Origin of the sequence: Klebsiella sp. CTHL.F3a (assembly GCF_019890895.1) — a bacterium.
GTDB classification, from domain to species: domain Bacteria; phylum Pseudomonadota; class Gammaproteobacteria; order Enterobacterales; family Enterobacteriaceae; genus Klebsiella; species Klebsiella grimontii.
In genome coordinates, this window is the sequence record NZ_CP082360.1 from 890,916 (window position 1) to 913,951 (window position 23,036).

The window sequence follows — 23,036 nt, forward strand, 5'->3', positions numbered from 1 at the left end:
ACCGCTTAAGAAATAAATGATTGTTCAGAACATACACTATTATTCTACGCAAGAAAGTGGCCTGGGCCAGAGATGGCGCATTTGCGCAAAGCGCGGTCGCGGGTGTTTCGTGGTTTGCGGGTAGGGTAGCGCCGCCTCCGGGGAGAAGGCGGCCGGGAATGTCGCTTTAACGCTCTTCCAGCGAATACGGCAGCGGCTCAATGCTCAGGCTACCGGCATCGTCGCGCACGCGGAGCACGCTGTCCGGCTCCATATCGTTATTCATTACCACCTGCACCAGCAGACGGCCGTCGTCCAGCTGTACGGCAGCTAAAACGGTGCCGGTACGGCGCCAGTTTTCACCCATTTTCAGCTCCAGGTCTTCCCCGGCTTCAGGCACGCGGCTGGCCGTTCCCGCCAGATACCACAGGGCGCGCTTGTTGGCGCCGCGGAATTTAGCGCGGGCTACCATTTCCTGGCCGGTGTAGCAGCCTTTTTTGAAGCTGATGCCGCCCAGCGCCTGCAGGTTGGTGGCTTGCGGAATAAACTGCGCGCTGTTGGCGCTGTCGATAACCGGCAGACCGGCTTCGATATTCAGCGCCAGCCACTGCTGGCTATTGTTGAGCTGCGCTTCGCCGCGCAGGGTATCGGTGATGCGGGTGGCGGTTGCCACATCGGTCACCAGCAGGAAGCGCTCGGCCGGATGCTCAAACCACAGCACGCTGGTAGCGCCTTCGCTGACCACCTGTTTCTCGGCGTTCGGCAGCTGACTAAACAGCGGCGACAGCGCAGCGCGCGCCTGGAAACCGGCAACGCCCAGCAGCACGGATTCATCATCGGCGGCGATGGTCACCTTAGAGAACACCGCGTATTTTTTCAGTTCGGTCAGCTGCGCATCGCGCAGGCTGCGGCGCTCAATCCACGCAAAACCCTCGTTGCGGCGGAAAACGCGAAGATTGCTCCACATCTTGCCCTTGGCGTCACAATGCGCGGCAAGCAGATGCTGCTCGTCGGTCAGGTGGCTGACGTCGGCGGTAATCTGCCCCTGCAGATATTTTTCGCCATCCGGACCGGTAATCGTCGCCAGCGCCCAGTCGTCCAGCGTCATCAGCGTTAACGGCAGACGAGCGGAAGAGGAAGGCTGACGCGGAGGAAAAGGTGTAAAAGCCATAGTCATATCCTGAATAGCTTAACGCAGAGTGTGTGACTAATGGTAAAAGAGCTATGGTGCAATGCAAGCGCTTTTGACAGGCCATTCGTGCCCTAAAAAACCGGGAGCCAAAACGAGCGAAATAATCAATAACCTGATTATTTTAAGGATTTCATGGAATAGCGCTCGCGAATCTTGATATTCCAGTGAAGTCAGCGCCGAAAACGGGTTAAACTAAGAGATATTTATAAGTAGGAAGTAAAACATGGACATTAACAATAAAGCCCGCATCCACTGGGCATGTCGTCGAGGTATGCGTGAACTCGATATCTCCATCATGCCGTTTTTCGAGCATGAGTACGACACGCTAAGCGATGGCGATAAGGCGTTATTCATCCGCCTGCTGGAAAATGACGATCCGGATCTGTTCAACTGGTTGATGAATCATGGCGAGCCGGCTGATGCTGAACTGCAGCGGATGGTAAAATTAATTCAGACTCGGAATCGGGAACGTGGTCCTGTGGCAATCTGATTTACGCATCTCGTGGCGCGCGCAGTGGTTCTCACTGCTGATGCACGGCGTGGTGGCGGCGCTGGTGCTGGTATTGCCCTGGCCGCTGAGCTATACCCCGCTGTGGCTGATATTGCTGTCGCTGGTAGTCTTCGACTGCGTACGCAGCCAGCGGCGGATCCACGCCCGTCAGGGTGAAATAAAGCTGCTGATCGACTCGCGTCTGCGCTGGCAAAAGGCAGAGTGGGATATCATCGGCACGCCGTGGGTAATCAACAGCGGCATGCTGCTGCGCCTGCGGAATACGGAAAACCAACGTACCCAGCATTTGTGGGTCGCGGCGGATAGCATGGACGCGGGAGAATGGCGCGACCTGCGTCGGCTAGTGTTACAGAAACCGACGCAAGAGTAGGCAAGGGCTCAGGAGAACTGCTCAGCCATTTCACCGAGGATTTGCTCGCACCAGTTCTGAATGCGCTCATCGCTCAGGTCGTACTGGTTCGTTTCATCAAGCGCCAGGCCAACGAACAGCTGGCCGTCGGCGATGACCGGTTTCGGGCTGGTGAATTCATAGCCTTCGGTAGGCCAGTAGCCAATGAACTTAACCCCTTTGGTCGCCAGCTTATCGTGCAGCATACCGAGCGCGTCGAGGAACCATTCGCCGTAGCCGATCTGGTCGCCCATGCCGTACAGCGCGACGATTTTATCCTGCAGATCCAGCGTATCAAGCTGCTGCCAGACGGCCTCCCAATCCTCCTGGATCTCGCCGAAATCCCAGGTCGGAATGCCGAGGATCAGCACGTCATACTGCGTCATCAGGGTAGGGGAATCATCTTTCAGGTTGTGCAGCGTGACCAGTTCAGGGCCGATAATATCGCGGATTTTTTCTGCCGCCATTTCGGTGTAGCAGGTGCTGGAACCGTAAAAAAGACCTATGTTCATCGCGGAAACGTCTCAATTCTTGCTGTGACTTTGCGCTTAGTGTACCAGAAAGGCCGCGCCCGCCTGCAACTCGAATTATTTAGGGTATAATGGCGCCGTTTTAATAAGCAAAGAGGCCGGAGTGGAACAGGATCTCGCACGAATCGAGCAGTTTCTTGATGCCTTATGGCTGGAGCGTAATCTGGCTGAAAACACGCTAAGCGCCTATCGCCGGGACCTGACGATGGTGGTCGAATGGCTGCATCATCGTGGCCTGTCGCTTGCCAGCGTCAGCGGCGAAGATCTCCAGTCGCTGCTGGCGGAGCGGCAAACCGGCGGCTACAAGGCCACCAGCACCGCGCGCCTGCTAAGCGCGGTGCGTCGCTTCTTCCAGCATCTTTACCGGGAGAAAATTCGCCCGGACGATCCCAGCGCGCTGCTGGCCTCACCAAAGCTGCCGCAGCGGTTGCCGAAGGATCTGAGCGAGGCGCAGGTGGAGCGGCTGCTCCAGGCGCCGCTGGTTGAACAGCCGCTGGAGCTGCGCGATAAAGCGATGCTGGAAGTGCTGTACGCCACCGGTCTGCGCGTTTCCGAGCTGGTGGGCCTGACCATGAGCGACATTAGCCTGCGCCAGGGCGTTCTGCGCGTGATTGGTAAAGGAAATAAAGAACGTCTGGTACCGTTAGGCGAAGAGGCGGTGCTGTGGGTTGAGAACTACCTTGAATACGGCCGTCCCTGGCTGCTGAACGGCGTGGCGTCCGATGTGCTTTTCCCCAGCCAGCGCGCGCAGCAGATGACGCGCCAGACCTTCTGGCATCGAATTAAGCATTATGCCGTACTGGCGGGGATTGATAGCGAAAAGCTCTCCCCGCACGTGTTACGCCACGCGTTTGCTACGCATTTACTTAACCATGGCGCTGACTTACGCGTGGTGCAGATGCTGTTAGGACACAGCGATCTCTCCACGACGCAGATCTACACCCACGTGGCGACCGAGCGTCTGCGACAACTCCATCAACAGCATCACCCGCGTGCGTGAGTGCTGAAAAAAAGGACTGAGTATGAAAAAAGGTTTACTGATGTTCACTCTGCTGGCGACCACCTTATCTGGTGCGGCACATGCGGATAGCGCGGCGATTAAGCAACTGCTGGCGAAGCTGGGCGTGCAGAGTTCGGACGTGCAACCTTCGCCGATCAAAGGCATCAGCACCGCATTGACGGACAGCGGCGTGATATACGTTACCGATGACGGTAAGCACATTATCCAGGGGCCGATGTACGACCTCAGCGGCGCGCGGCCGGTAAACGTCACCAATACGCTGCTGGTCGGTAAGCTGAACGCGCTGGAAAAAGAGATGATCGTCTATAAGGCGCCGCAGGAAAAACACGTCATCACCGTCTTCACCGATATTACCTGCGGCTATTGCCATAAACTGCACGAACAGATGAGCGACTACAACGCGCTGGGGATTACCGTGCGCTATCTGGCCTTCCCGCGCCAGGGGCTGCAAAGCGAAGCCGAACAGAACATGAAGTCTATCTGGTGTGCCAAGGATCGCAACAAAGCCCTGGATAACGCGATGAGTGGCAAAGGCGTACAGCCGGCCAGCTGCGATGTTGATATCGCTAAGCACTACACTCTCGGCGTTCAGCTTGGCGTTAACGGCACGCCGGCGATGGTGCTGAGCGACGGCACGCTGATGCCCGGCTATCGCGATCCTAAAGACCTGAAAGCGCTCCTTGATGAGCATCAAAAACAGACAAGCGGTAACTGATTCGCGTGAAACAACAGATACAACTACGCCGCCGTGAGGCGGTTGACGGCGTCGATTTACCTGCCGATCTCCCGCCGCTGTTGCAGCGGCTGTACGCCAGCCGCGGCGTGCGCAGCGCGCAGGAGCTGGAGCGGGGGGTGAAAGGCATGCTGCCGTGGTCGCAGCTGACCGGCGTCGAAAAAGCAGTAGAGATACTTTATGGCGCATTTAAGCAGGGGCTGCACATCGTGGTGGTCGGCGACTTTGACGCCGACGGCGCCACCAGCACCGCGCTGAGCGTGCTGGCCCTGCGCGCGCTGGGGTATAGCAACGTTTCGTACCTGGTGCCAAACCGTTTTGAGGATGGCTACGGCCTGAGTCCAGAAGTGGTCGATCAGGCTCACGCCCGCGGCGCGCAGCTGATTATGACCGTGGATAACGGCATTTCTTCGCACGCTGGCGTCGATCATGCCCACGCGCTGGGTATTCCGGTGCTGGTGACCGATCACCACCTGCCGGGGGATTCGCTGCCCGCGGCGGAAGCGATTATTAACCCGAACCTGCGCGACTGTGAGTTCCCGTCGAAATCGCTGGCCGGGGTGGGTGTGGCTTTTTATCTGATGCTGGCGCTGCGCACTTTTCTGCGCGATAAAGGCTGGTTTGAGGAGCGCGGCATCGCGCCGCCGAATCTGGCTGATTTACTCGATCTGGTGGCGCTTGGCACCGTGGCGGACGTCGTACCGCTGGATGCCAACAACCGGATCCTGACCTGGCAGGGGCTGAGCCGCATTCGGGCGGGGAAATGCCGTCCGGGCATTAAAGCGCTGCTGGAAATCGCCAACCGCGACCCGCAAAAGCTGGCGGCAAGCGATCTCGGGTTTGCGCTCGGTCCGCGCCTGAACGCGGCTGGACGGCTGGACGATATGTCCGTCGGCGTGGCGCTGCTGCTGTGCGACAACACCGGCGAAGCGCGGGTGCTGGCCAATGAGCTGGACGCGCTGAACCAGACGCGTAAAGAGATAGAGCAGGGGATGCAGGCGGAAGCGCTGACCCTGTGTGAGAAGCTGGAGCGCAGCGGCGAGACGCTACCCGGCGGCCTGGCGATGTACCACCCGCAGTGGCACCAGGGCGTTGTCGGTATTCTGGCCTCGCGTATCAAAGAGCGTTTTCATCGCCCGGTTATCGCCTTTGCGCCTACCGGCGACGGTACGCTCAAAGGCTCCGGCCGGTCGATTCAGGGGCTGCATATGCGCGATGCGCTGGAGCGCCTGGATACCCTCTATCCGGGGCTGATTATGAAGTTTGGCGGCCATGCCATGGCGGCAGGACTATCGCTGGAAGAGGCGCGCTTTGAAGAGTTCCAGCAGCGCTTTGGCGAGCTGGTGACCGAGTGGCTCGATCCGGCGCTGCTGCAGGGCGAAGTGGTCTCCGACGGTCCGCTGGCGGCGGCAGAAATGAGCATGGAGGTCGCGCAGATGCTGCGCGACGCCGGGCCGTGGGGGCAGATGTTCCCCGAGCCGCTGTTTGACGGGCGTTTTCGTCTGCTGCAGCAGCGGCTGGTCGGCGAGCGTCATCTGAAGGTGATGGTTGAACCGGTCGGCGGCGGCCCGCTGCTGGACGGTATCGCGTTCAATGTTGATACTTCCCTTTGGCCGGATAACGGCGTTCGCGAAGTTCAGCTTGCCTATAAGCTTGATATCAACGAGTTCCGCGGCAACCGCAGCCTGCAGCTGATCATCGACCACCTCTGGCCAAATTGACAACAGTATATTAATGAGAGCGCGAATCCGGTAGAATTCCGCTCTTATCACCGCATTTTGACGAATCCATTAAAAGAAACCGACCATGTTTGAAATAAATCCGGTAAAAAACCGCATTCAGGACCTCACGGAGCGCTCGGGCGTTCTTAGGGGGTATCTTTGACTACGATGCTAAGAAAGAACGTCTCGAAGAAGTAAACGCCGAGCTGGAGCAGCCGGACGTCTGGAACGAGCCCGAGCGCGCACAGGCGCTGGGCAAAGAGCGTTCCTCGCTGGAAGCTATCGTGGATACGCTGGATCAGATGTCTCAGGGGCTGGAGGACGTTTCCGGCCTGCTGGAGCTGGCCGTTGAAGCCGACGACGAAGAGACCTTCAACGAAGCCGTCGCTGAGCTCGATGTGCTGGAAGAGAAGCTGGCGCAGCTGGAATTCCGCCGCATGTTCTCCGGTGAATACGACAGCGCCGATTGCTACCTCGATATCCAGGCCGGTTCCGGCGGTACGGAAGCGCAGGACTGGGCCAGCATGCTGACGCGCATGTATCTGCGCTGGGCAGAAGCGCGCGGCTTCAAGACCGAGATTATTGAAGAGTCTGAAGGCGAAGTGGCGGGCATTAAGTCCGTGACCATCAAGATTATCGGCGACTACGCCTACGGCTGGCTGCGTACCGAAACCGGCGTTCATCGCCTGGTGCGTAAGAGCCCGTTCGATTCCGGCGGCCGCCGCCACACCTCTTTCAGCTCCGCGTTCGTTTATCCGGAAGTGGATGACGATATTGATATCGACATTAACCCGGCGGATCTGCGCATTGACGTTTATCGCGCATCCGGCGCGGGCGGTCAGCACGTTAACCGTACGGAATCCGCGGTGCGTATTACCCACATTCCGACCGGCTTAGTGACCCAGTGCCAGAACGACCGTTCACAGCACAAGAACAAAGACCAGGCCATGAAGCAGATGAAAGCGAAGCTTTATGAGCTGGAAATGCAGAAGAAAAATGCCGAGAAGCAGGCGATGGAAGACACCAAATCCGACATCGGCTGGGGCAGCCAGATCCGTTCTTACGTGCTGGATGACTCCCGCATTAAAGATCTGCGCACCGGGGTGGAAACCCGCAACACTCAGGCGGTGCTGGACGGCAGCCTGGATCAATTTATCGAAGCAAGTTTGAAAGCAGGGTTATGAGGAACCAACATGTCTGAACAACAAGCACAGGGCGCTGACGCGGCAATTGACCTTAATAATGAACTGAAAGCCCGTCGTGAGAAGCTGGCCGCGCTGCGTGAGCAGGGTATCCCGTTCCCGAATGATTTCCGTCGTGACCACACCTCTGACCAACTGCACGCTGACTTCGATGGCAAAGAAAACGAAGAGCTGGAAGCGCTGAACGTTGAAGTCGCCGTCGCTGGCCGCATGATGACCCGTCGTATCATGGGTAAAGCCTCCTTCGTTACGCTGCAGGACGTTGGCGGCCGCATTCAGCTGTACGTTGCCCGCGACGATCTGGCGGAAGGCGTCTATAACGAGCAGTTCAAAAAATGGGACCTCGGCGATATCATCGCGGCGCGCGGTAAGCTGTTCAAAACCAAGACCGGCGAGCTCTCTATCCACTGCACCGAGCTGCGTCTGCTGACCAAAGCCCTGCGACCGCTGCCGGACAAATTCCACGGCCTGCAGGATCAGGAAGCGCGCTATCGTCAGCGCTACCTGGATCTGATCTCCAACGATGAATCGCGCAACACCTTTAAAGTGCGTTCGCAGATCCTGGCGGGCATCCGCCAGTTCATGGTCGGTCGCGGCTTTATGGAAGTCGAAACCCCGATGATGCAGGTGATCCCTGGCGGCGCATCTGCGCGTCCGTTCATCACCCATCACAACGCGCTGGATCTGGATATGTACCTGCGTATCGCGCCGGAACTGTACCTGAAGCGCCTGGTGGTTGGCGGCTTCGAGCGCGTGTTCGAGATCAACCGTAACTTCCGTAACGAAGGTATCTCCGTTCGCCATAACCCAGAGTTCACCATGATGGAACTCTATATGGCCTATGCGGACTACAAAGATCTGATTGAGCTGACCGAATCCCTGTTCCGCACCCTGGCGCAGGACGTTCTCGGCCATACTGAAGTGCCTTACGGCGATCAGACTTTCGATTTCGGCAAGCCGTTTGAAAAACTGACCATGCGCGAAGCGATCAAGAAGTACCGTCCGGAAACCGAGATGGCCGATCTGGATAACTTCGATTCTGCAAAAGCCATTGCGGAAAGCATCGGCGTTCACGTTGAGAAGAGCTGGGGTCTGGGCCGCATCGTGACCGAGATTTTCGAAGAAGTGGCGGAAGCGCATCTGATCCAGCCGACCTTCATTACCGAATATCCGGCAGAAGTCTCTCCGCTGGCGCGTCGTAACGACGAGAACCCGGAAATCACCGATCGTTTTGAATTCTTCATCGGCGGGCGTGAAATCGGTAACGGCTTTAGCGAGCTGAACGATGCGGAAGACCAGGCGCAGCGTTTCCTCGATCAGGTTAACGCGAAAGCCGCCGGTGACGACGAAGCGATGTTCTATGACGAAGACTACGTGACCGCGCTGGAGCATGGTCTGCCGCCGACTGCGGGTCTCGGTATCGGTATCGACCGTATGGTGATGCTGTTTACCAACAGCCACACCATCCGCGACGTGATCCTGTTCCCGGCGATGCGTCCGGTAAAATAAGCATTACGCGAATAAAAAAACCCAGCAGAGCTGGGTTTTTTTATGCCTGATTGCTAAAGCTGATTAATGCGTTACGCGCATTATCGTCCGCCGACTGCAGCACCATCCACGGGCTAAAAGCCCACGGCGTCGCGCGAATCCCGCTTAACACATCCGCAAGATGGCTCCATTGAAAATCCATCACTTCGTCAGGATTTATCCGTAATGCGCTGGCGACTCGTGCCGCATAGACCGGACAGACCTCGTTTTCGACAATGCCATTCGGCGCGACGGCCCGGTAACGGAACTCCGGAAAGACCGGGACGATGCGGGTAATCTCAACGCCGAGCTCAAAGCGGCAGCGGCGCTCAACGGCCTGTTCGAAGGTTTCGCCGGTTTGCGGATGCCCGCAGACTGAGTTTGTCCACACGCCTGGCCAGGCTTTTTTGCCCAGCGAGCGGCGCGTGACCAGCAGTTGGCCTTGTTCATTGAACAGCCAGCTGGAAAACGCGAGATGCAGAGGGGTATTGAGGGTGTGGGCGGCATACTTATCCAGCATACCTGTAGGCTTATCTTGCTCGTCCAGCAAAATGACATGTTCCCCGGCCATGACAACTCCTGAAATAGAAAATGACCCGGCACAAACCCGCCGGGTCATGTACTCAGGCCACTAGGGTAGCCCATAAATGGGACAAAGGCATTACCAAAACATGTTGGCCACGGGGGAGAGTGTGATATTACAGATGCGCCGCCAGGCGGCTCATGGATTAACTAGCCGTTTAACCCGAAGCATCATGAAGATCCTGGCGATGATATGTAGCCGCTTAGCCGGCCTTTAATACTTCTGTATGAAGGGTAGCGATTGGGGATTGCCCTGGGGACTGGTATGATAATCCCCCCTGGTTTTGAGGTGAATGTTTGTGTTAAGCGCAGGACGCCTGATGAGAAAACGCTTTGTTATCGCAATAATGTTGTTGAGCAGCCTGATCGTCGCGGGGTGTTCCAGCTCATCCGATTCCGGTTCCACCTATACCGTGAAGCGCGGCGACACGCTGTACGCTATTTCACGTTCCACTGGCACCAGCGTCAGGGATCTCGCCCGTCTCAATAATATTTCACCTCCCTATACCATCGAAGTTGGGCAAAAGCTGAAGCTGAACAGCGGCTCAGGGACTACGGCGAAGGCGGGGGCATCCGGCAAGAAATCGTCAGCGAAACGTACCGCAGCCGTGACGCCATCTTCGGCGGTGCCGCAGTCCTCCTGGCCACCGGTCGGGCAACGCTGCTGGCGCTGGCCAACCAGCGGTAAAGTAGTGCTGCCATACTCCACCAGCGATGGCGGCAATAAAGGTATCGATATCGCCGGTAAGCGCGGCCAGCCGGTGTATGCGGCAGGGGCGGGCAAGGTGGTGTACGTGGGCAACCAGCTGCGCGGCTACGGCAACCTGATTATGATTAAACATAATGAGGACTATATCAGCGCCTATGCGCACAACGACAAGCTGATGGTGAACAATGGCCAGAGCGTGAAGATCGGCCAGCAGATCGCCACCATGGGCAGCTCGGATGCGGATTCCGTGCGTCTGCACTTCCAGATTCGCTACCGGGCGACGGCGATCGACCCGCTGCGCTATTTGCCGCCGCAGGGCAGTAAGCCCAAGTGCTAAAAGGTTATTTTATCGGCAGTTAGCCTGGTTTGGGCTTGTCAGCGGGTGCGTAAGGTCTATAATGGCCCTCGCACCTCTTCGCGGGCGTAGTTCAATGGTAGAACGAGAGCTTCCCAAGCTCTATACGAGGGTTCGATTCCCTTCGCCCGCTCCAAACTTACTTCTACGTGACTCTCCTGAACTCAACTAACCCTTGTAATATCAACGATTTTACTTGTTTAATAGTCTACTGAACTCAATGTACTTCTATCCAGGTCAAGCCTGTTGTGGGGGTACGATAGGGGGTATTTTGATACCCCTGTTTGGGAGATACCCCCTATGAAACTTACTATTCGTCAAATAGACACGCAGAAACCAAGAGATAAAGCTTTCAAACTTTCTGATGGTGGAGGCCTCTATCTGCTGGTTAACCCTAACGGTTCACGGTACTGGCGTCTCAAGTACCGCTTTGCTGGTAAAGAGAAGCTTCTGGCTGTTGGCGTTTATCCTGACGTTACGCTGGCGCAGGCTCGCAATCGCAGAGAAGAGGCTAAAAAATTACTTGGAGAAGGGAAAGATCCTGCGCAGGAGAGAAAGCTGGACAAGCTCTCCCGTCAGATCGAGGTTGAAAGCTCATTTGAGGCGATTGCCAGGGAGTGGTACAAAAGGCGGTTTGATAACTGGTCTGTTTCATATCGTGAAGAAATGATGAGAACCTTTGAAAAGGACGTGTTTCCTTTCATTGGGCACAGACCAATCAAAGATATTAAACCGCTTGAATTGCTTGACGTTCTCTCAAAGCTGGAAGAACGAGGTGCAACAGAGAAGGCCAGAAAGGTTCGGCAGCGCTGCGGAGAAGTCTGGAAATACGCAGTGATCACGGGGAGAGCTGAATATAATCCGGCACCTGATTTAGCGAGTGCGCTAGTACCGCATGAGAAAGAGCACTATGCCTTCCTGACCAAGGAGGAATTGCCGGATTTTCTACGTATTCTAGAAACCTACAGTGGAAGCATCCTGGTTAAAATCGCTATGAAATTAACGATGCTCACGGGCGTCAGACCTGGAGAGCTGCGTAAGGCAGAATGGTCAGAGTTTGATTTTGAAAAGCAGCTATGGAATGTTCCAAAAGAGCGAATGAAGATGAAACGTCCTCATATGGTTCCATTGTCGAGTCAGGTAATAGCGCTTCTTAATCAACTCCGTCCTATAACAAGCATTAGCGGCTTATTATTTCCGGGACGAATCGACCCTAAAAAACCAATGAGCGATATGGCCCTTACTGTTTTGGTTAGGCGTATAGGGTATGCCGGTCGAGTTACAGGGCATGGTTTCCGCCACACGATGAGTACCATTTTGCATGAGCAGGGCTTTAATTCAGCATGGATTGAGCTACAGCTTGCCCATGTGGATAAGAACAGCATTCGCGGCACATACAACCATGCGCAGTATCTGGACGGAAGGCGAGATATGATGCAGTGGTATGCGGATTACCTCGACTCACTGAAAGCTTCGTAAGTAAAGCAGTACATTAAATAGAGAAGGCATCCCTTCATTAATGTTCGGGTGCCTTTTTGCTTTTTAACAACCCAAAATCAGGAGAATAACAAATGACTACGATATGCCCGCAATGTGGTTCTGAGCGCGTCAGTGAGCGAAATATTGGTAGGAAGGCAGGAGGTATTGTCGGCGGAGCGGCTGGCGCTCTTAGTGGTGCAGGTACGAGGGCAGCAATAGATTCTGTTGGTCCGGTGGTGGGAACAGCTACAGGGGCTGTCATTGGCGCAATACTGGGAAGATTTGTCGCCGGTGCGACGGGTGGCGCGGTAACAGGAGCATCGCTTGATGGCGTCCTGTTCGATCAATATGAATGTCGTGACTGTGAACATACATTTGACTAATTAGCTTTGGTTTTCCTTCTATCTACTCACCAAAAAACTCAGTAAATCCCCATTCATTTTCTTAATTACTTTTTCTTATTGATCTGCGCGACCGATCGGTATTGATTATTTTAATAGATAATAACTATCTATTGTGTGTTATTGATCGTTTTTATCGATAGGTAAAACAGATCAGTTTCTAAATTTCGATCGGTATTAACAATTTTACACCTCTCAGCCTTCCTGAAAAGATCACAAAAATTTGTCTTCATCAGTGAGTTACCTGCTGGGATTTTTGGACGTTGTTCGATGATTTTCGCAGCAATATTTTTGTCTGGATTGATTAGAAAAGAGAGGGAGTTAATGGAATACAAAGATAAAGGCGGTTTTAACCCGGTCAAAGATGCACTGGAGATTTTACCTGAAAATATCAGGGAGAGTATTTCAAGGCGAATAAATGAGGTTATCAACTATGAGCCAGTGATTGGCATCATGGGTAAGACCGGTGCGGGTAAATCCAGCCTGTGTAATGCGATCTTCAAAGGGAATATTTGTGCAGTCAGTGATGTGGAAGCATGTACACGGGAAACACAGGAAGTACGCATCCAGTTTGGCAAACGCGCAATCAGAATGATTGATATTCCGGGGGTGGGTGAAAGTGCAGTGCGTGACAGTGAGTACGAGCAGCTTTATCGGGAATTGCTTCCGAAGCTCGATCTCGTTCTCTGGGTCATTAAAGGGGATGATCGAGCATTTTCAGCCGATGAACATTTTTACAAAAACGTTCTGAAACCTGCCGGGGGTGAAGAGAAGACGCTGTTTGTGCTTAATCAGGTAGACAAGATTGAGCCTTGCCGAGAGTGGGACTTGAAAAATGCTCAACCTTCCCCGGCTCAGTTGAAGAATATCAGCGACAAGAAAGCAGATATCACTCGCCAGCTTGGTTTTACTGACCATCCGGTTATCGCTGTTGCGGCCAGTGAAGGTTACAACGTGACTCAACTGGTTGAAGCGATGGTTCGGGCTCTCCCGAAGCATGCGCAAAGCGGTGTAGCTTCGCAGGTAAAGGAGGAACACAAAACAAAAAACGTCGTAGAAGAAGCTACAGAAGGGTTCGGAGATACCGTTGAACGGATCCTTGATGACGTTATTGATGCCACGCTACCAAAACCGGTGGCAGTCGTGGTGAAAGCGGCGAAATCTGCCGTTGTCGGTGGTTTAAAGAAAGCCTGGAATTTCTTCTTCGGTTAAAAATCTGTTCAGCCTCCTGAAACTCAGGGGGCTTTTCTCATTGATGAAGGATTAAGTATGAAAAGATTACTCGGCGGTGCAATGCTGTTAAGCGCAGGTGTGCTCTCTGTGTCTGCTTATGCAAACCCGGAAGATTCCTGTGATGGCGAACAAACCATCTTTGATGCATATACCCTTAAGGGTGGGAAGCATGTCGGCGTGTGTTATGTCTACGGTAACGTCCGCTATGTTTTTGGTAGGGATTCCGGTAAACCTGAAATTTTACTCAATATTCCTGCTGAAAAAGTTGATTTCAGTATGGCAGGAAATGGTGATCAGAGTGTGAGCATACCCAACGGTAATTATACCTATGAGGTTGGAGAATATTTGCGGGGCGGTCCTTTCATTCAGGTCTGGAAAGGGCAGAAGTTTATAACTGAAATCAAGTTAGATGGCAGTAACTTTGCGAATAACATAGCGCAATATGTCAATCATTAATATCCTTTATTGATATGACAATTCTCAATGATTATTGCTTATTCGGATCTAGCTAATGGGTTTACCAGATTAAGAAGGAGCCTGAAGTGGAGAAATATATTAAATCTCTTATGCTGATTATTTCAGTGTCAGTATTTTCTGCGAATGCTGGTCAGCAGAAATCACCATTCAAAATGTTAGTGCAAACGTCTAAAACTTATGTCCATAGTGGTATATACAGCTACCGCTATAAATATACAATCACATCAATGACTGATGGGCTGGTAGTTAATGGTGTTATACTTAATCGAGGTCAATGTAAAACCGATGCTATTGCGCCGATGTCTGCCGAAAAAGAACGTCAGATCATGGAGCGTTTAAACCGTAATGCTATTATGCCGCGAGAAAATAGTACCTCGGCCCAACGGGATGAACCTCTCGGTGTAAGCGGCGTGCTGAATTTCTCCAAAACCTGGGTTTTTCATTCAAATACAAATAGTTCATACACGGACTACGCCCCCATTGAGATTGTCATCAATACCAATAAAGGTCAATGGTCATTCAATTATTGACAGGCGACAAGTACCCGGCAAATTTTTAGTATCATATATAAAGGATTGAAATGGAAAATATCAATGTACTAAAGAATAAAATCGATATAAAGGTAACAAAGTTTGTATTGCTGTCTGTTGTAACTGGTGGCATTTACCCCATGATGTGGCTATATCTGAACCAGCCAAAGTTAACAGAGCACATGAAAAATGAGTTTGTTGCCAGTGATTATCCTCTCTGGCTGTCTATAGTAACCGGATTTGGCTGGTTACTGTCAGATTTTGGTGTCGCGATAAGCGACGATGTGACAATTCTGGATCTTGTCGCAAGAGTCCTGTCGTTGGCATCAACTGTGATGGTTATCGTCTGGGCTTTCAAAGCCAAAACAGCCTTACAGGCTTATGTTTTAAAAGAATTTAAATTTGAACTGAAGATGAATCCATTCTATACGTTTATTTTTAGCATATACTATATCGTTTATTGCATTAATGACATGGAATCAGAGTTACAAAAACATAACATCATCTATAGCAAATAATTAATATTCTCCGGGGAGCCCAGCCGTTACGGCTGGGCTCCCCGACTTGCTTTTTATGTTTATTCAGAAAGCATAAGAATTACAGTGGTAACCAATTGTTTTCGTAGTTCTTTTAAAAAACATGGGGCCTTATGTTATCCATCGATGATATAGTGTGTTGATTAGATTTTATGTGCTTACTTGCAATGCTTTTTTCATTAATCATAAGAAATGGTTATCCGGTAATGTATTTCGTGCTGCTGCTCACAAGCAGACATGGTCTTGTTGCACCTGCCTTCCTTAAGGTTGTATTGAATGCGATGACCGTAACCTGGCGGGGGGGCACATGGTTTGAATGACTCTGGAATACATATATATCATCCGGATGCCTCCTTCGCCTGCGCTTCAGTATCTGTTTAATCGGAGCAGTTTTCAATACATAGTTCTTCCAGTCGTCCTCGTATGCCTGTATTAAATGAGTTATCGGTTATATGATCGTATTTAAGTCTTGTTAACCTTCCAACACTTAATTATGTATAATAAATCATAACCAATAGGTCTGATCACGTGTCTGATATATGCATAAGTTTGCTGTTAATCTCAAGGAACTGTCTGAAACTTAGTCTCTTGTCCATGCTTAGCTCCTGTATAATTCACTGTCGATACTATTCAAAAGTTGTGTCGCTCGTTGGTCCTGTGATTCCTGGACCACTGTAACTTCAGCTTTGTTAGGTTGTGTGATTTTTGCGCAACAAAATGAAGAACAGTTGACCTGGCATGTACATCAACCATTTCCACCTTTTAGTCACACCTGAAGGGCATTCTTCCTTCCGGGTGACTGTACGTCATATTACTGACCATAGACTGGCATTACGTTCTTTGACTCTGAGTATAAAATTACAATCCGCAACGTTAACATTCTGATTGAATTGATTTCATACTATTTCAGTCAGTCAGATTTTTTTCGGGAAACGCGGGGCTCGTTGAAGTCTCTTCCAGCCTTTAAATTGAGACCCATTCGTATTTGCGTTTGTTGAGCCGCCTCGCTCAACCCACTAAGGTTGTCGAGCCTGTGAGGAGGCCGCTTTGACTTTCGAACGCATTCATTATGCTTCTGCCTTGCCTTATCCTGGTCATTCCTGTCATGTGACATGAGCATGACTTCAAGCCATCGCTGAGCGGCTCTTCTGTATAATCCTCTGGCCTCCAGTTCCTCTGCTTTACTGTCCTTCATTTCACTTTTGTCCTTTACTTCCGGGTTAATGTTGCTATTCCATATTTTCATTCGCGAACAGTAAGTTATGTAGGGATACCCCTTCAGTCCCTCTCTCCAGCTTCTGTTTCTCCGGCATTACCCTATCGCTTAGTCAGGTTAATATGTAATGACTTAAATACGTGGCCACAGGTCAAAACATCTTGGCCAATTATATATCCTCAACCCTGAATCACTGGTCTGATGTTGCGTCTTTTTCAGCTGAAGTGCTTTCAGGCACATTGACCTGATGAGGCGGGGCGCATATTCTTTTGCTCTTATCATTCGCCGGGACATTCCTCAACGATGCTCCGGGATACTGAGAGAAGCAGCCCCTGGCAACAAAGTCAACTACCCCTTTGTCCCGCTCAGAGGTTGATTTACTCCTGCTGTCTGGGGCTTTTATGTTGCTGCCAGTACAGAAAGGAACATGCGAAGGTGTTCAGGTACTATAACACGTAGTATCCGCATATTGCCCGGGACTGCCATTCGTACAGGAGCATTTGATGCGGCATACCCGCCATAAGCTAATTGATAACTGGTATCTGGGAATATGAAGCTAAATTCAGAAATCAGAGTGAAAGTCACAGCATTTATGTTAGCGCATCTGTTTACTTAAAGTAGAAAAAAAGATAAATTATCTCTCCTGGTCTGGATATCTAAAAATAAGAACCAGGAACACTCTAAACATAACCGTTTGACCCGCTTTCTCTGTGCGGGTTATTTTTTATCAATGATTAGCCCAGTCAGAACAACGCCTGACTGCATGAGTAGCAAGTGTGGTGCCGGGTGACGACCGGAGAGCCTTTGATCAGCCATCGTGACTCGCGTCCTTTTAAGCATCAATAAATAACACATGCTGTTTACGCCCTTTTTATAAAAAAGGTACACCACTACCAGTAACTTATCGGGTATGGTACTGTATGTCAATGATTCGGGGGGAGTGTGATTATCCCTCACGGAATGACATGGGCAGTCCATGTCCGGATTTCTCAATCGATCCAGATATGCTTATTTTATCTGGCTGGTTATTAATGTTATCCGTACTAGTATATATGTACGGTGATACCATGACTTCTGAGGACCAGAAGTGTATGCCATACGAGGCAATAAAAAGTAATGACAATGAATGCCAGGGCCACAAGTATGCTCACAAATGGCGCATCACCTTCCTGTAAGAATATCCAGAAAGCATAAAAAAACAAAAGCACTGAAAATGATATCGCAACCAGTGCGAGTGAAATAAGCAGTACCTGCATATAGCCTTCCTTGAAATGTGACGGATAAAATGCGCGCTTTATCTTATTTTTGTCAAGTTTTTTTTCGCTGACATTTAATTTTTATTGAGGTTCAGATTGCATAAATATAATTTAAAAATGGACCTATAAGAATAATCCTATCATCATCACGATGTGAAGAAAGTACACTTATAAAAATAAAATGTTGTTAGCGATGGCAAAACCATCTTCTTTTCATTTTGAATAAGGATATATCATGAGATACATTAAAACAACTCTGGCCTGTCTTACAATAACTGGTTCGCTTTTATCATTCACAGCACATGCATCCAGTGAACTGAAGGGATGTGCTGCAAAAGAACATGAAATCCAACAACAAATTGACTACGCAACCCAGCATGGCAATCATCACCGGTTATCAGGTCTCGAAAAGGCACTGAGTGAATTACGTCAAAACTGTACTGATGAAAAACTGACTCTTGAACGTCAGCATAAAATTGCCGAGAAGGAAAGAAAGGTCAATGAAAGAATGGCTGAACTTGATCGGGCGAAAGAAACAGGCAGTACGGATAAAATCCGTAAGAAAGAAAAGAAACTTCAGGAAGCCAAAAGTGAACTTCTGAAAGCTCAGAATGAGTTGAATAAGTAACACTCCTACATCCGGAAGATACTTGATCGTAACGTGAAATCCGCGTCATATTTCAGACGCGGATTTTTAAAACTTTTCATTAAGGTTCAGAATAGCATTCTGCGTTTTAATGAGCTCTTCTATCTCTTCGAGTCTGTGATTAACTTTAATAGGTTCTTGAATGTCCTTTATAAATACAACCGATTTATCTCCATGACTGTGCACCATGCGTATTTCAGTTATCCTGACAATCACCGTTTTGCCTGTAAAATCTGTTAGTTTTATCATTATGTTATGCTGTGATAGTAATTTTTAACATTCTTCTGAATAGTCAGGAAATATCTGTATGCTTCAGACTATCAGCACACTTCGATCCCTGAATCAAAGATGTAAGGTCGGTTATGCTCACGGGCTTATAGAACAGATATCCCTGAAAGAGTTCAATACCTAACTTCTTTAGTTTTTCAAATGTAAACATATCTTCAACCCCTTCAGCGATGCAGTGTCTCCCGGTCATAGAGCAATAACCTGCAAGCGAAGTAATTAATGCCATATCTTCTTTGCTGGTCAATATATTATCTACAATACTTTTATCCAGCTTATACCCGTCGAAAGAGTATTTTCTGACCGGGAAAAATACACTTCCTTCAGAGAAGCAGTCATCGAGATAAAGTGTCACGCCCAGCGTACTGATGGACTCCAGCACATCTATAATATCGTGCGACTTGTGAAAGTCTGATTTTTCAGAGTATTCAAGTACGAGCCGGTTTCGCCATTGCATATTTTTTATCTGACGGCATGCCTCGGCACACATTCTTATCAGCCCGGAACACCCAGCTAATTTAGAATGAATATTAACCGAAAAGAAGACTTTCCCATCGTACCTGTTAATGCCGTCAATGGCATTTTTGAGACCCATCGCCGTCAGCAGCAACAAAACACTTTCGGATTTTAGTTCCGGTATAAACGTTTCTGGTGGAATATTCTTTCCCTTCTGACACCAGCGGGTTAGTATTTCAACCCCACATATCTGTCGTGAAGTGTCCACGATAGGTTGAAAAACAGGGTATACCTCCTGCATCTCAATACCTGCTATAAATTCTTTCTCGCCGGAAGATAATTCATCAGGGGCGATCGCTGCCTTCCATCTCCTGGATGCACCAGAAAGTCTCCTGGCCAGCTCTGCTGAGTTTTCGACCATTTTTTTTAGTCCCGATTTTCTCTGATTATACAGTGTCTTGGGTGCTACCTGACTATTCCTCGGGACAAGTGTGCTCCCGGGCAAACTGAAATAGTCGATAAGAGCCTCGGCTTCACGCAAGGTCAGTGCCGGTGTGTCGATGCCGCTTTTTTCGGCGATATAGTATTCTCTTACTTCATAAGGCAGGTTTAATTCAGTCCGCTCGATATACATACCAAGACGTTTTACACCCAGTTTTGAGGAAATAACCTTGGTTACGAAATGATCAAAAGAGCCTTCTGACATGTGTAAAATATTCTGTCTGACCCAGAAGCACGACACGCCACTGACAAATATGAACTTCGACTGAGGACAATAATATTTATCTGCGGTAATAATAATTCTCAGGACCAAGAGAAAATAAAAAGGTTCATCAGGAAGGTAAACCATATAGCTGTTAACTTCCGAGTTTGTCATCTTCAGGAGAATCTCAGATATGTCAGTATCTTCATTGATGACCACACTCACAGACTCTTTTTCAAAGACACTTTTAAGAAGATGACTCAGGCCTGAGGCAGCATAATTACACGGAGATATAATTCCCCAGCGACTGTCCCGACAACAATCTTCATTCTTATCATTATTCATTTCTTACACCTGGGAGATATATCTTCAAGATTTCTGTAGATTATGCATACTTCAGAGTGAGTCTATCCAAAACATGCTTACTTTAAAAATAATTAGTCTTGTGCTTATTATTTTTGTGAACGTGGAGTCTAGAGGCCTGCTCTTAACACCCCCTGCGATATTGCATCTTCATTAATTCTTTCTGTTAATACAGTTGTGTTCTGCAGGTCGGCCCCGTTTCGCGGGATGATAAGCAACGCGGGGAATCTGGTCAATCCCAGACTACCGGCCAGAGTAAGATCGTCCTTCAATACCTTCTGGCTTTTCTCTCTAAAATCAGGCAACGATACTTCGTCAGTAAACTCTTTTATTGTCGCTGCAATTACGTTCTTCTTGTCTGGCGTATCGTGAGATAAAATATCGGCGATACGTGAGAGATATGTTTTGTAAATAACCTCCCCCCTATCTTCGCGGATGAGCATACCCGCCACAATGATTTCCTCTTCATGGTTATTATCCACTCCCCCCGGAAGAGATAGACCTTTAATGATCACCCGAATCCCTTGCGGATGTTCTGACGACAAGTTAACAAGGCGGGGAATCAGTGCAAGGCTCTCGGGCTGTCTGAAATCAACAAATGCCACCACAGCAACCGGTGCTTTTTCCGGACCGAATGATGGTGTACTCACTGAATGCAATAATCCGGTCAGTTGCCCCAGAACCGCCTGAGCCATCGCCTGCTGCTGTGCAATTTTTTGCTGCTGACGTAATGTTTCACTCGCGGCAACTAAAAACTCAGGATGTTGTACCAGATACATCGCCATTGCCTGACCAACATTATCCATATCCAGTTGCTCAGCCGTTATCTTACCACTGCGCTCACCACCAGTATTATTAATTACCGGTGATGCCATCCCCGGCTGACTCAGCATGCCCAGAATAATAAGTGAATTTAACAGACACCAGCTAACTTTCTTCCCGAGACAATGATGAGTAACGTGCGAAAATTTACTTTCCCTGGCGATAGAATCAGACTGTAAAAAGACTCTCAATGGTATGCTCTCCATAAAATTTAACGGTAATGTTCTCTGTAACGCCTTCAGGGCATTCTTACTTCAGCGGCCCTGTACTTCTTTGTCAGGACACAAGTTGCAGGCAATATCCTTCCATCATCGTCAATTGTTTTCCATTCAATTTGACATTCCTCTCTTTTTCCACATCCATCTTCCTGCCGGCTAGAATAAGGAGGAAGGGGACTGACTGTTGGTACCTCAAGACCATTTACATTCAGTTCATAGAGCGTCACGTAATAAGCCGTAGGGTTTGATACCCATAAGTGTCCGTCTCTGTTCACCCATGTCAGTTTTTTATAGGCCTGACGGGCGTCAGCGGCGTTCAGCCCTTTCGGGCGATAAATTACTTTAAAGCGCGAGCGTACAGCAATCTGCACCGAATTAGGCCCTGAATGCCCTGACGGTATTGCGCTGACTGCCAGACGAAACAAGGATTCTCTGTCCTGCGGTAACAATCCACACTCTATACATGACATCAGTAGCTGGTTACTGCGCCCGGGTTTCAGGGCGATGAGCGGGGGAGTAATGATCAGTGCTGGCTTCTTTGCACATATTCCGGACCGGCTCTGTTTTTGTTGTACGTTATCTTGGACGCAGTCTGCTGCAGACTCAATGTCGCTTTTAACCAGGTAATTCAGCGTCCCGGTATTCTCCACCGTCACTCCTGTTGCCGGCCTCTCACCAGTAACCAGAAAGCGAGTGCCGTATACAACCAGTCCTGCCTGGGCGGATGAAATCGCAGTCAGCGTTAACAGGCAGATAACAATAAGCCGTGAAAAAGCATCGCGGCGTGGATATTCCCCGCTCACTCGTAGGTTACCGTGAAGCTGGTTGTGGCATCGGCTTTACCGGCGGACAGGGGCAGCCCATTTCTGACATACTGCGCATAGAACTTCATGGTCAGACTGGTACTGCCCGCAGGCAAAGGATACGCCGCTGTTGATGTTTTAAGGGGGATCCGTACTCTGTTGCTGTCGAGCAGGGCAATAGCAATCCCCGAGGCAACCGAAGGATCGTCATCGAGAGATAAGAGTTCAGTGTTGCTACTGTCCGGTGTACCTGAAAATTTGACCGATATTCCTGAAACCTGTGAAGCACAATTCGTAAACGTCAGCATAAATGAAGTCGGAGAAGCCTCGCCATTACCATTGGTGAATTGTTTAACCGGGACCGATCCCATCGAGACTGACTTTTCCTGATCGGCGGGCAGGACAGTACAGGTGTTAGCAATGATATTGCCTGTAACATTCACTTGCCCGCCGGCAGCATAAGAAACCCGGTCGAGTATTGTCGCCAGAACAACCAGCATGATATAGCCCGAATAAGTACGAAGCTGTGGTCTCAGAGAAAACATTATCGCGTCCTTACTGGTATTCAAGATCAAAAAACATGACTGCGTCTGCGAAGCCTGCAGTGACCACATTACGGGTTGATTTATACCTGAGCCTGTATGTCAAAGTATTTTCACCAGGAGAAATTGCGCCCGCACTGACCTGCGTGTTGAGTGCGATACTGCTCTCAGCATTCCCCTGCAGAATCTCCACGCCAACGCCGGTTGCCGCCCCTTCTTTCTGGGTGAGCTGCAGGAGCGCAGTATTATCCGGATCGGCATTTCCCTGAAAAGTAACTTTGGCACCGGATACCGAATCGGAACAGTCTTTCAGGTGAATACTGAACGATTTTGCCTGACTGGTATCACCGACAGACTGGAATGTGCCTATGCTCACGTCTCCAAGCGGCACCGTGATATTTTGCGATGTTGTTTCTACATCACAGGACGTTGCCGTGACGGTACCAGTGACAGTGAGGTTGCAACTGTTACTGGGGCAGGTCGCCGCCCCGGCTATCGATACCGTCAATATTCCCGTTACCAGCACGGCAACATTGAGTTTATGGATGAAAAAGTGACTGGATTTTGTCACCTGCTTAATCCTGCCAAAGTCAAAATGATACACAGTCCGGATTTTCATT

The 23,036-nt window shown here is 50.1% G+C and carries 23 protein-coding genes and 1 tRNA gene; 15 read left to right on the top strand and 9 right to left on the bottom strand.

The genetic code is table 11. The annotated features are described in order from the left end of the window. Window positions 1–166 precede the first annotated feature (166 nt). The gene (gene ygfZ, locus K7H21_RS04255; protein ID WP_049122979.1) at window positions 167–1,150 is read right to left on the bottom strand and encodes a tRNA-modifying protein YgfZ; all 984 of its coding nucleotides are present in this window, start codon (window positions 1,148–1,150) and stop codon (window positions 167–169) included. Between the two features lie 244 nt (window positions 1,151–1,394). On the opposite strand from ygfZ, the gene sdhE reads away from it, so the two are divergent. Then, window positions 1,395–1,661, top strand: coding sequence for an FAD assembly factor SdhE (sdhE, locus tag K7H21_RS04260; RefSeq protein WP_004124953.1), 267 nt, complete (start codon window positions 1,395–1,397; stop codon window positions 1,659–1,661). After that, complete coding sequence (locus K7H21_RS04265; RefSeq protein ID WP_004124948.1) at window positions 1,642–2,052, top strand: protein YgfX; 411 nt, start codon at window positions 1,642–1,644, stop codon at window positions 2,050–2,052. Before sdhE ends, K7H21_RS04265 begins: the two co-directional genes overlap by 20 nt. Before the next feature lie 8 nt (window positions 2,053–2,060). On the opposite strand, the gene fldB is transcribed toward K7H21_RS04265, so the two are convergent. Further along, window positions 2,061–2,582 carry a flavodoxin FldB gene (fldB, locus tag K7H21_RS04270; RefSeq protein WP_004124946.1) on the bottom strand — a complete coding sequence of 174 codons (522 nt, stop codon included), beginning with the start codon at window positions 2,580–2,582 and terminating at the stop codon, window positions 2,061–2,063. A gap of 121 nt (window positions 2,583–2,703) precedes the next feature. Here fldB and xerD point away from each other — a divergent pair, with 121 nt between their 5' ends. The 5 genes from xerD to lysS all read left to right on the top strand — a co-directional run bounded on the left by xerD (window position 2,704) and on the right by lysS (window position 8,786). Next, window positions 2,704–3,600, top strand: a complete 897-nt coding sequence (gene xerD / locus K7H21_RS04275; RefSeq protein WP_004124942.1) for a site-specific tyrosine recombinase XerD — start codon at window positions 2,704–2,706, stop codon at window positions 3,598–3,600. 22 nt (window positions 3,601–3,622) lie between these two features. Then, a complete protein-coding gene (gene dsbC / locus K7H21_RS04280; RefSeq protein WP_142471602.1) occupies window positions 3,623–4,336 on the top strand; it encodes a bifunctional protein-disulfide isomerase/oxidoreductase DsbC in 714 nt (237 codons plus the stop codon). A 5-nt stretch (window positions 4,337–4,341) separates the two neighbouring features. Then, complete coding sequence (gene recJ / locus K7H21_RS04285) at window positions 4,342–6,075, top strand: single-stranded-DNA-specific exonuclease RecJ (protein WP_004124937.1); 1,734 nt, start codon at window positions 4,342–4,344, stop codon at window positions 6,073–6,075. An 85-nt stretch (window positions 6,076–6,160) separates the two neighbouring features. Further along, window positions 6,161–7,259 (top strand): peptide chain release factor 2 gene (gene prfB / locus K7H21_RS04290; protein ID WP_098066859.1). Its coding sequence is split into 2 segments (ribosomal slippage): window positions 6,161–6,235 and window positions 6,237–7,259, totalling 1,098 coding nucleotides; the frame shifts between segments, so codons are not numbered across the junction. 9 nt (window positions 7,260–7,268) lie between these two features. Beyond that, window positions 7,269–8,786: a lysine--tRNA ligase gene (gene lysS / locus K7H21_RS04295; RefSeq protein ID WP_004124930.1), complete on the top strand. Its 1,518-nt coding sequence runs from the start codon at window positions 7,269–7,271 to the stop codon at window positions 8,784–8,786. A 40-nt stretch (window positions 8,787–8,826) separates the two neighbouring features. On the opposite strand, the gene idi is transcribed toward lysS, so the two are convergent. After that, a complete protein-coding gene (gene idi, locus K7H21_RS04300) occupies window positions 8,827–9,375 on the bottom strand; it encodes an isopentenyl-diphosphate Delta-isomerase (protein ID WP_223035600.1) in 549 nt (182 codons plus the stop codon). 331 nt (window positions 9,376–9,706) lie between these two features. Here idi and actS point away from each other — a divergent pair, with 331 nt between their 5' ends. From actS to K7H21_RS04335, 7 genes are all read left to right on the top strand, one after another. After that, window positions 9,707–10,432, top strand: a complete 726-nt coding sequence (gene actS, locus K7H21_RS04305) for an amidase activator ActS (RefSeq protein ID WP_004124922.1) — start codon at window positions 9,707–9,709, stop codon at window positions 10,430–10,432. Between the two features lie 80 nt (window positions 10,433–10,512). Next, window positions 10,513–10,586: transfer RNA gene (locus K7H21_RS04310), tRNA-Gly, on the top strand. Between the two features lie 164 nt (window positions 10,587–10,750). Next, on the top strand, window positions 10,751–11,929 hold the full coding sequence (locus tag K7H21_RS04315; RefSeq protein ID WP_223035601.1) for a tyrosine-type recombinase/integrase: 1,179 nt from the start codon (window positions 10,751–10,753) through the stop codon (window positions 11,927–11,929). A gap of 725 nt (window positions 11,930–12,654) precedes the next feature. Next, entirely contained in the window at window positions 12,655–13,542 is an 888-nt protein-coding gene (locus K7H21_RS04320) for a GTPase family protein (protein WP_223035602.1), read from the top strand. Between the two features lie 57 nt (window positions 13,543–13,599). Then, window positions 13,600–14,019, top strand: coding sequence for a hypothetical protein (locus tag K7H21_RS04325; protein WP_172754582.1), 420 nt, complete (start codon window positions 13,600–13,602; stop codon window positions 14,017–14,019). An 86-nt stretch (window positions 14,020–14,105) separates the two neighbouring features. Then, window positions 14,106–14,570 (top strand): hypothetical protein, encoded by a 465-nt coding sequence (locus tag K7H21_RS04330; RefSeq protein WP_223035603.1) that lies wholly within the window; start codon window positions 14,106–14,108, stop codon window positions 14,568–14,570. A 50-nt stretch (window positions 14,571–14,620) separates the two neighbouring features. Beyond that, window positions 14,621–15,088: a DUF4234 domain-containing protein gene (locus K7H21_RS04335; RefSeq protein WP_223035604.1), complete on the top strand. Its 468-nt coding sequence runs from the start codon at window positions 14,621–14,623 to the stop codon at window positions 15,086–15,088. 928 nt (window positions 15,089–16,016) lie between these two features. Here the strand turns inward: K7H21_RS04335 and K7H21_RS04340 are convergent. Beyond that, complete coding sequence (locus K7H21_RS04340; RefSeq protein WP_323053392.1) at window positions 16,017–16,352, bottom strand: PerC family transcriptional regulator; 336 nt, start codon at window positions 16,350–16,352, stop codon at window positions 16,017–16,019. 1,461 nt (window positions 16,353–17,813) lie between these two features. On the opposite strand from K7H21_RS04340, the gene K7H21_RS04345 reads away from it, so the two are divergent. Next, window positions 17,814–18,206 carry a DUF1090 domain-containing protein gene (locus K7H21_RS04345; protein WP_223035605.1) on the top strand — a complete coding sequence of 131 codons (393 nt, stop codon included), beginning with the start codon at window positions 17,814–17,816 and terminating at the stop codon, window positions 18,204–18,206. Window positions 18,207–18,516: 310 nt separating this feature from the next. Here the strand turns inward: K7H21_RS04345 and K7H21_RS04350 are convergent, their stop codons facing one another. From K7H21_RS04350 to K7H21_RS04370, 5 genes are all read right to left on the bottom strand, one after another. Next, window positions 18,517–20,013 (bottom strand): EAL domain-containing protein, encoded by a 1,497-nt coding sequence (locus tag K7H21_RS04350; protein WP_223035606.1) that lies wholly within the window; start codon window positions 20,011–20,013, stop codon window positions 18,517–18,519. 128 nt (window positions 20,014–20,141) lie between these two features. Further along, window positions 20,142–21,044, bottom strand: a complete 903-nt coding sequence (locus tag K7H21_RS04355) for a hypothetical protein (RefSeq protein WP_223035607.1) — start codon at window positions 21,042–21,044, stop codon at window positions 20,142–20,144. A 47-nt stretch (window positions 21,045–21,091) separates the two neighbouring features. Continuing rightward, the gene (locus tag K7H21_RS04360) at window positions 21,092–21,874 is read right to left on the bottom strand and encodes a fimbrial biogenesis chaperone (RefSeq protein WP_223035608.1); all 783 of its coding nucleotides are present in this window, start codon (window positions 21,872–21,874) and stop codon (window positions 21,092–21,094) included. Then, window positions 21,871–22,419 carry a fimbrial protein gene (locus K7H21_RS04365; RefSeq protein ID WP_223035609.1) on the bottom strand — a complete coding sequence of 183 codons (549 nt, stop codon included), beginning with the start codon at window positions 22,417–22,419 and terminating at the stop codon, window positions 21,871–21,873. Before K7H21_RS04365 ends, K7H21_RS04360 begins: the two co-directional genes overlap by 4 nt. Before the next feature lie 10 nt (window positions 22,420–22,429). Next, window positions 22,430–23,035, bottom strand: coding sequence for a fimbrial protein (locus tag K7H21_RS04370; protein WP_223035610.1), 606 nt, complete (start codon window positions 23,033–23,035; stop codon window positions 22,430–22,432). Window position 23,036: the final 1 nt, after the last annotated feature.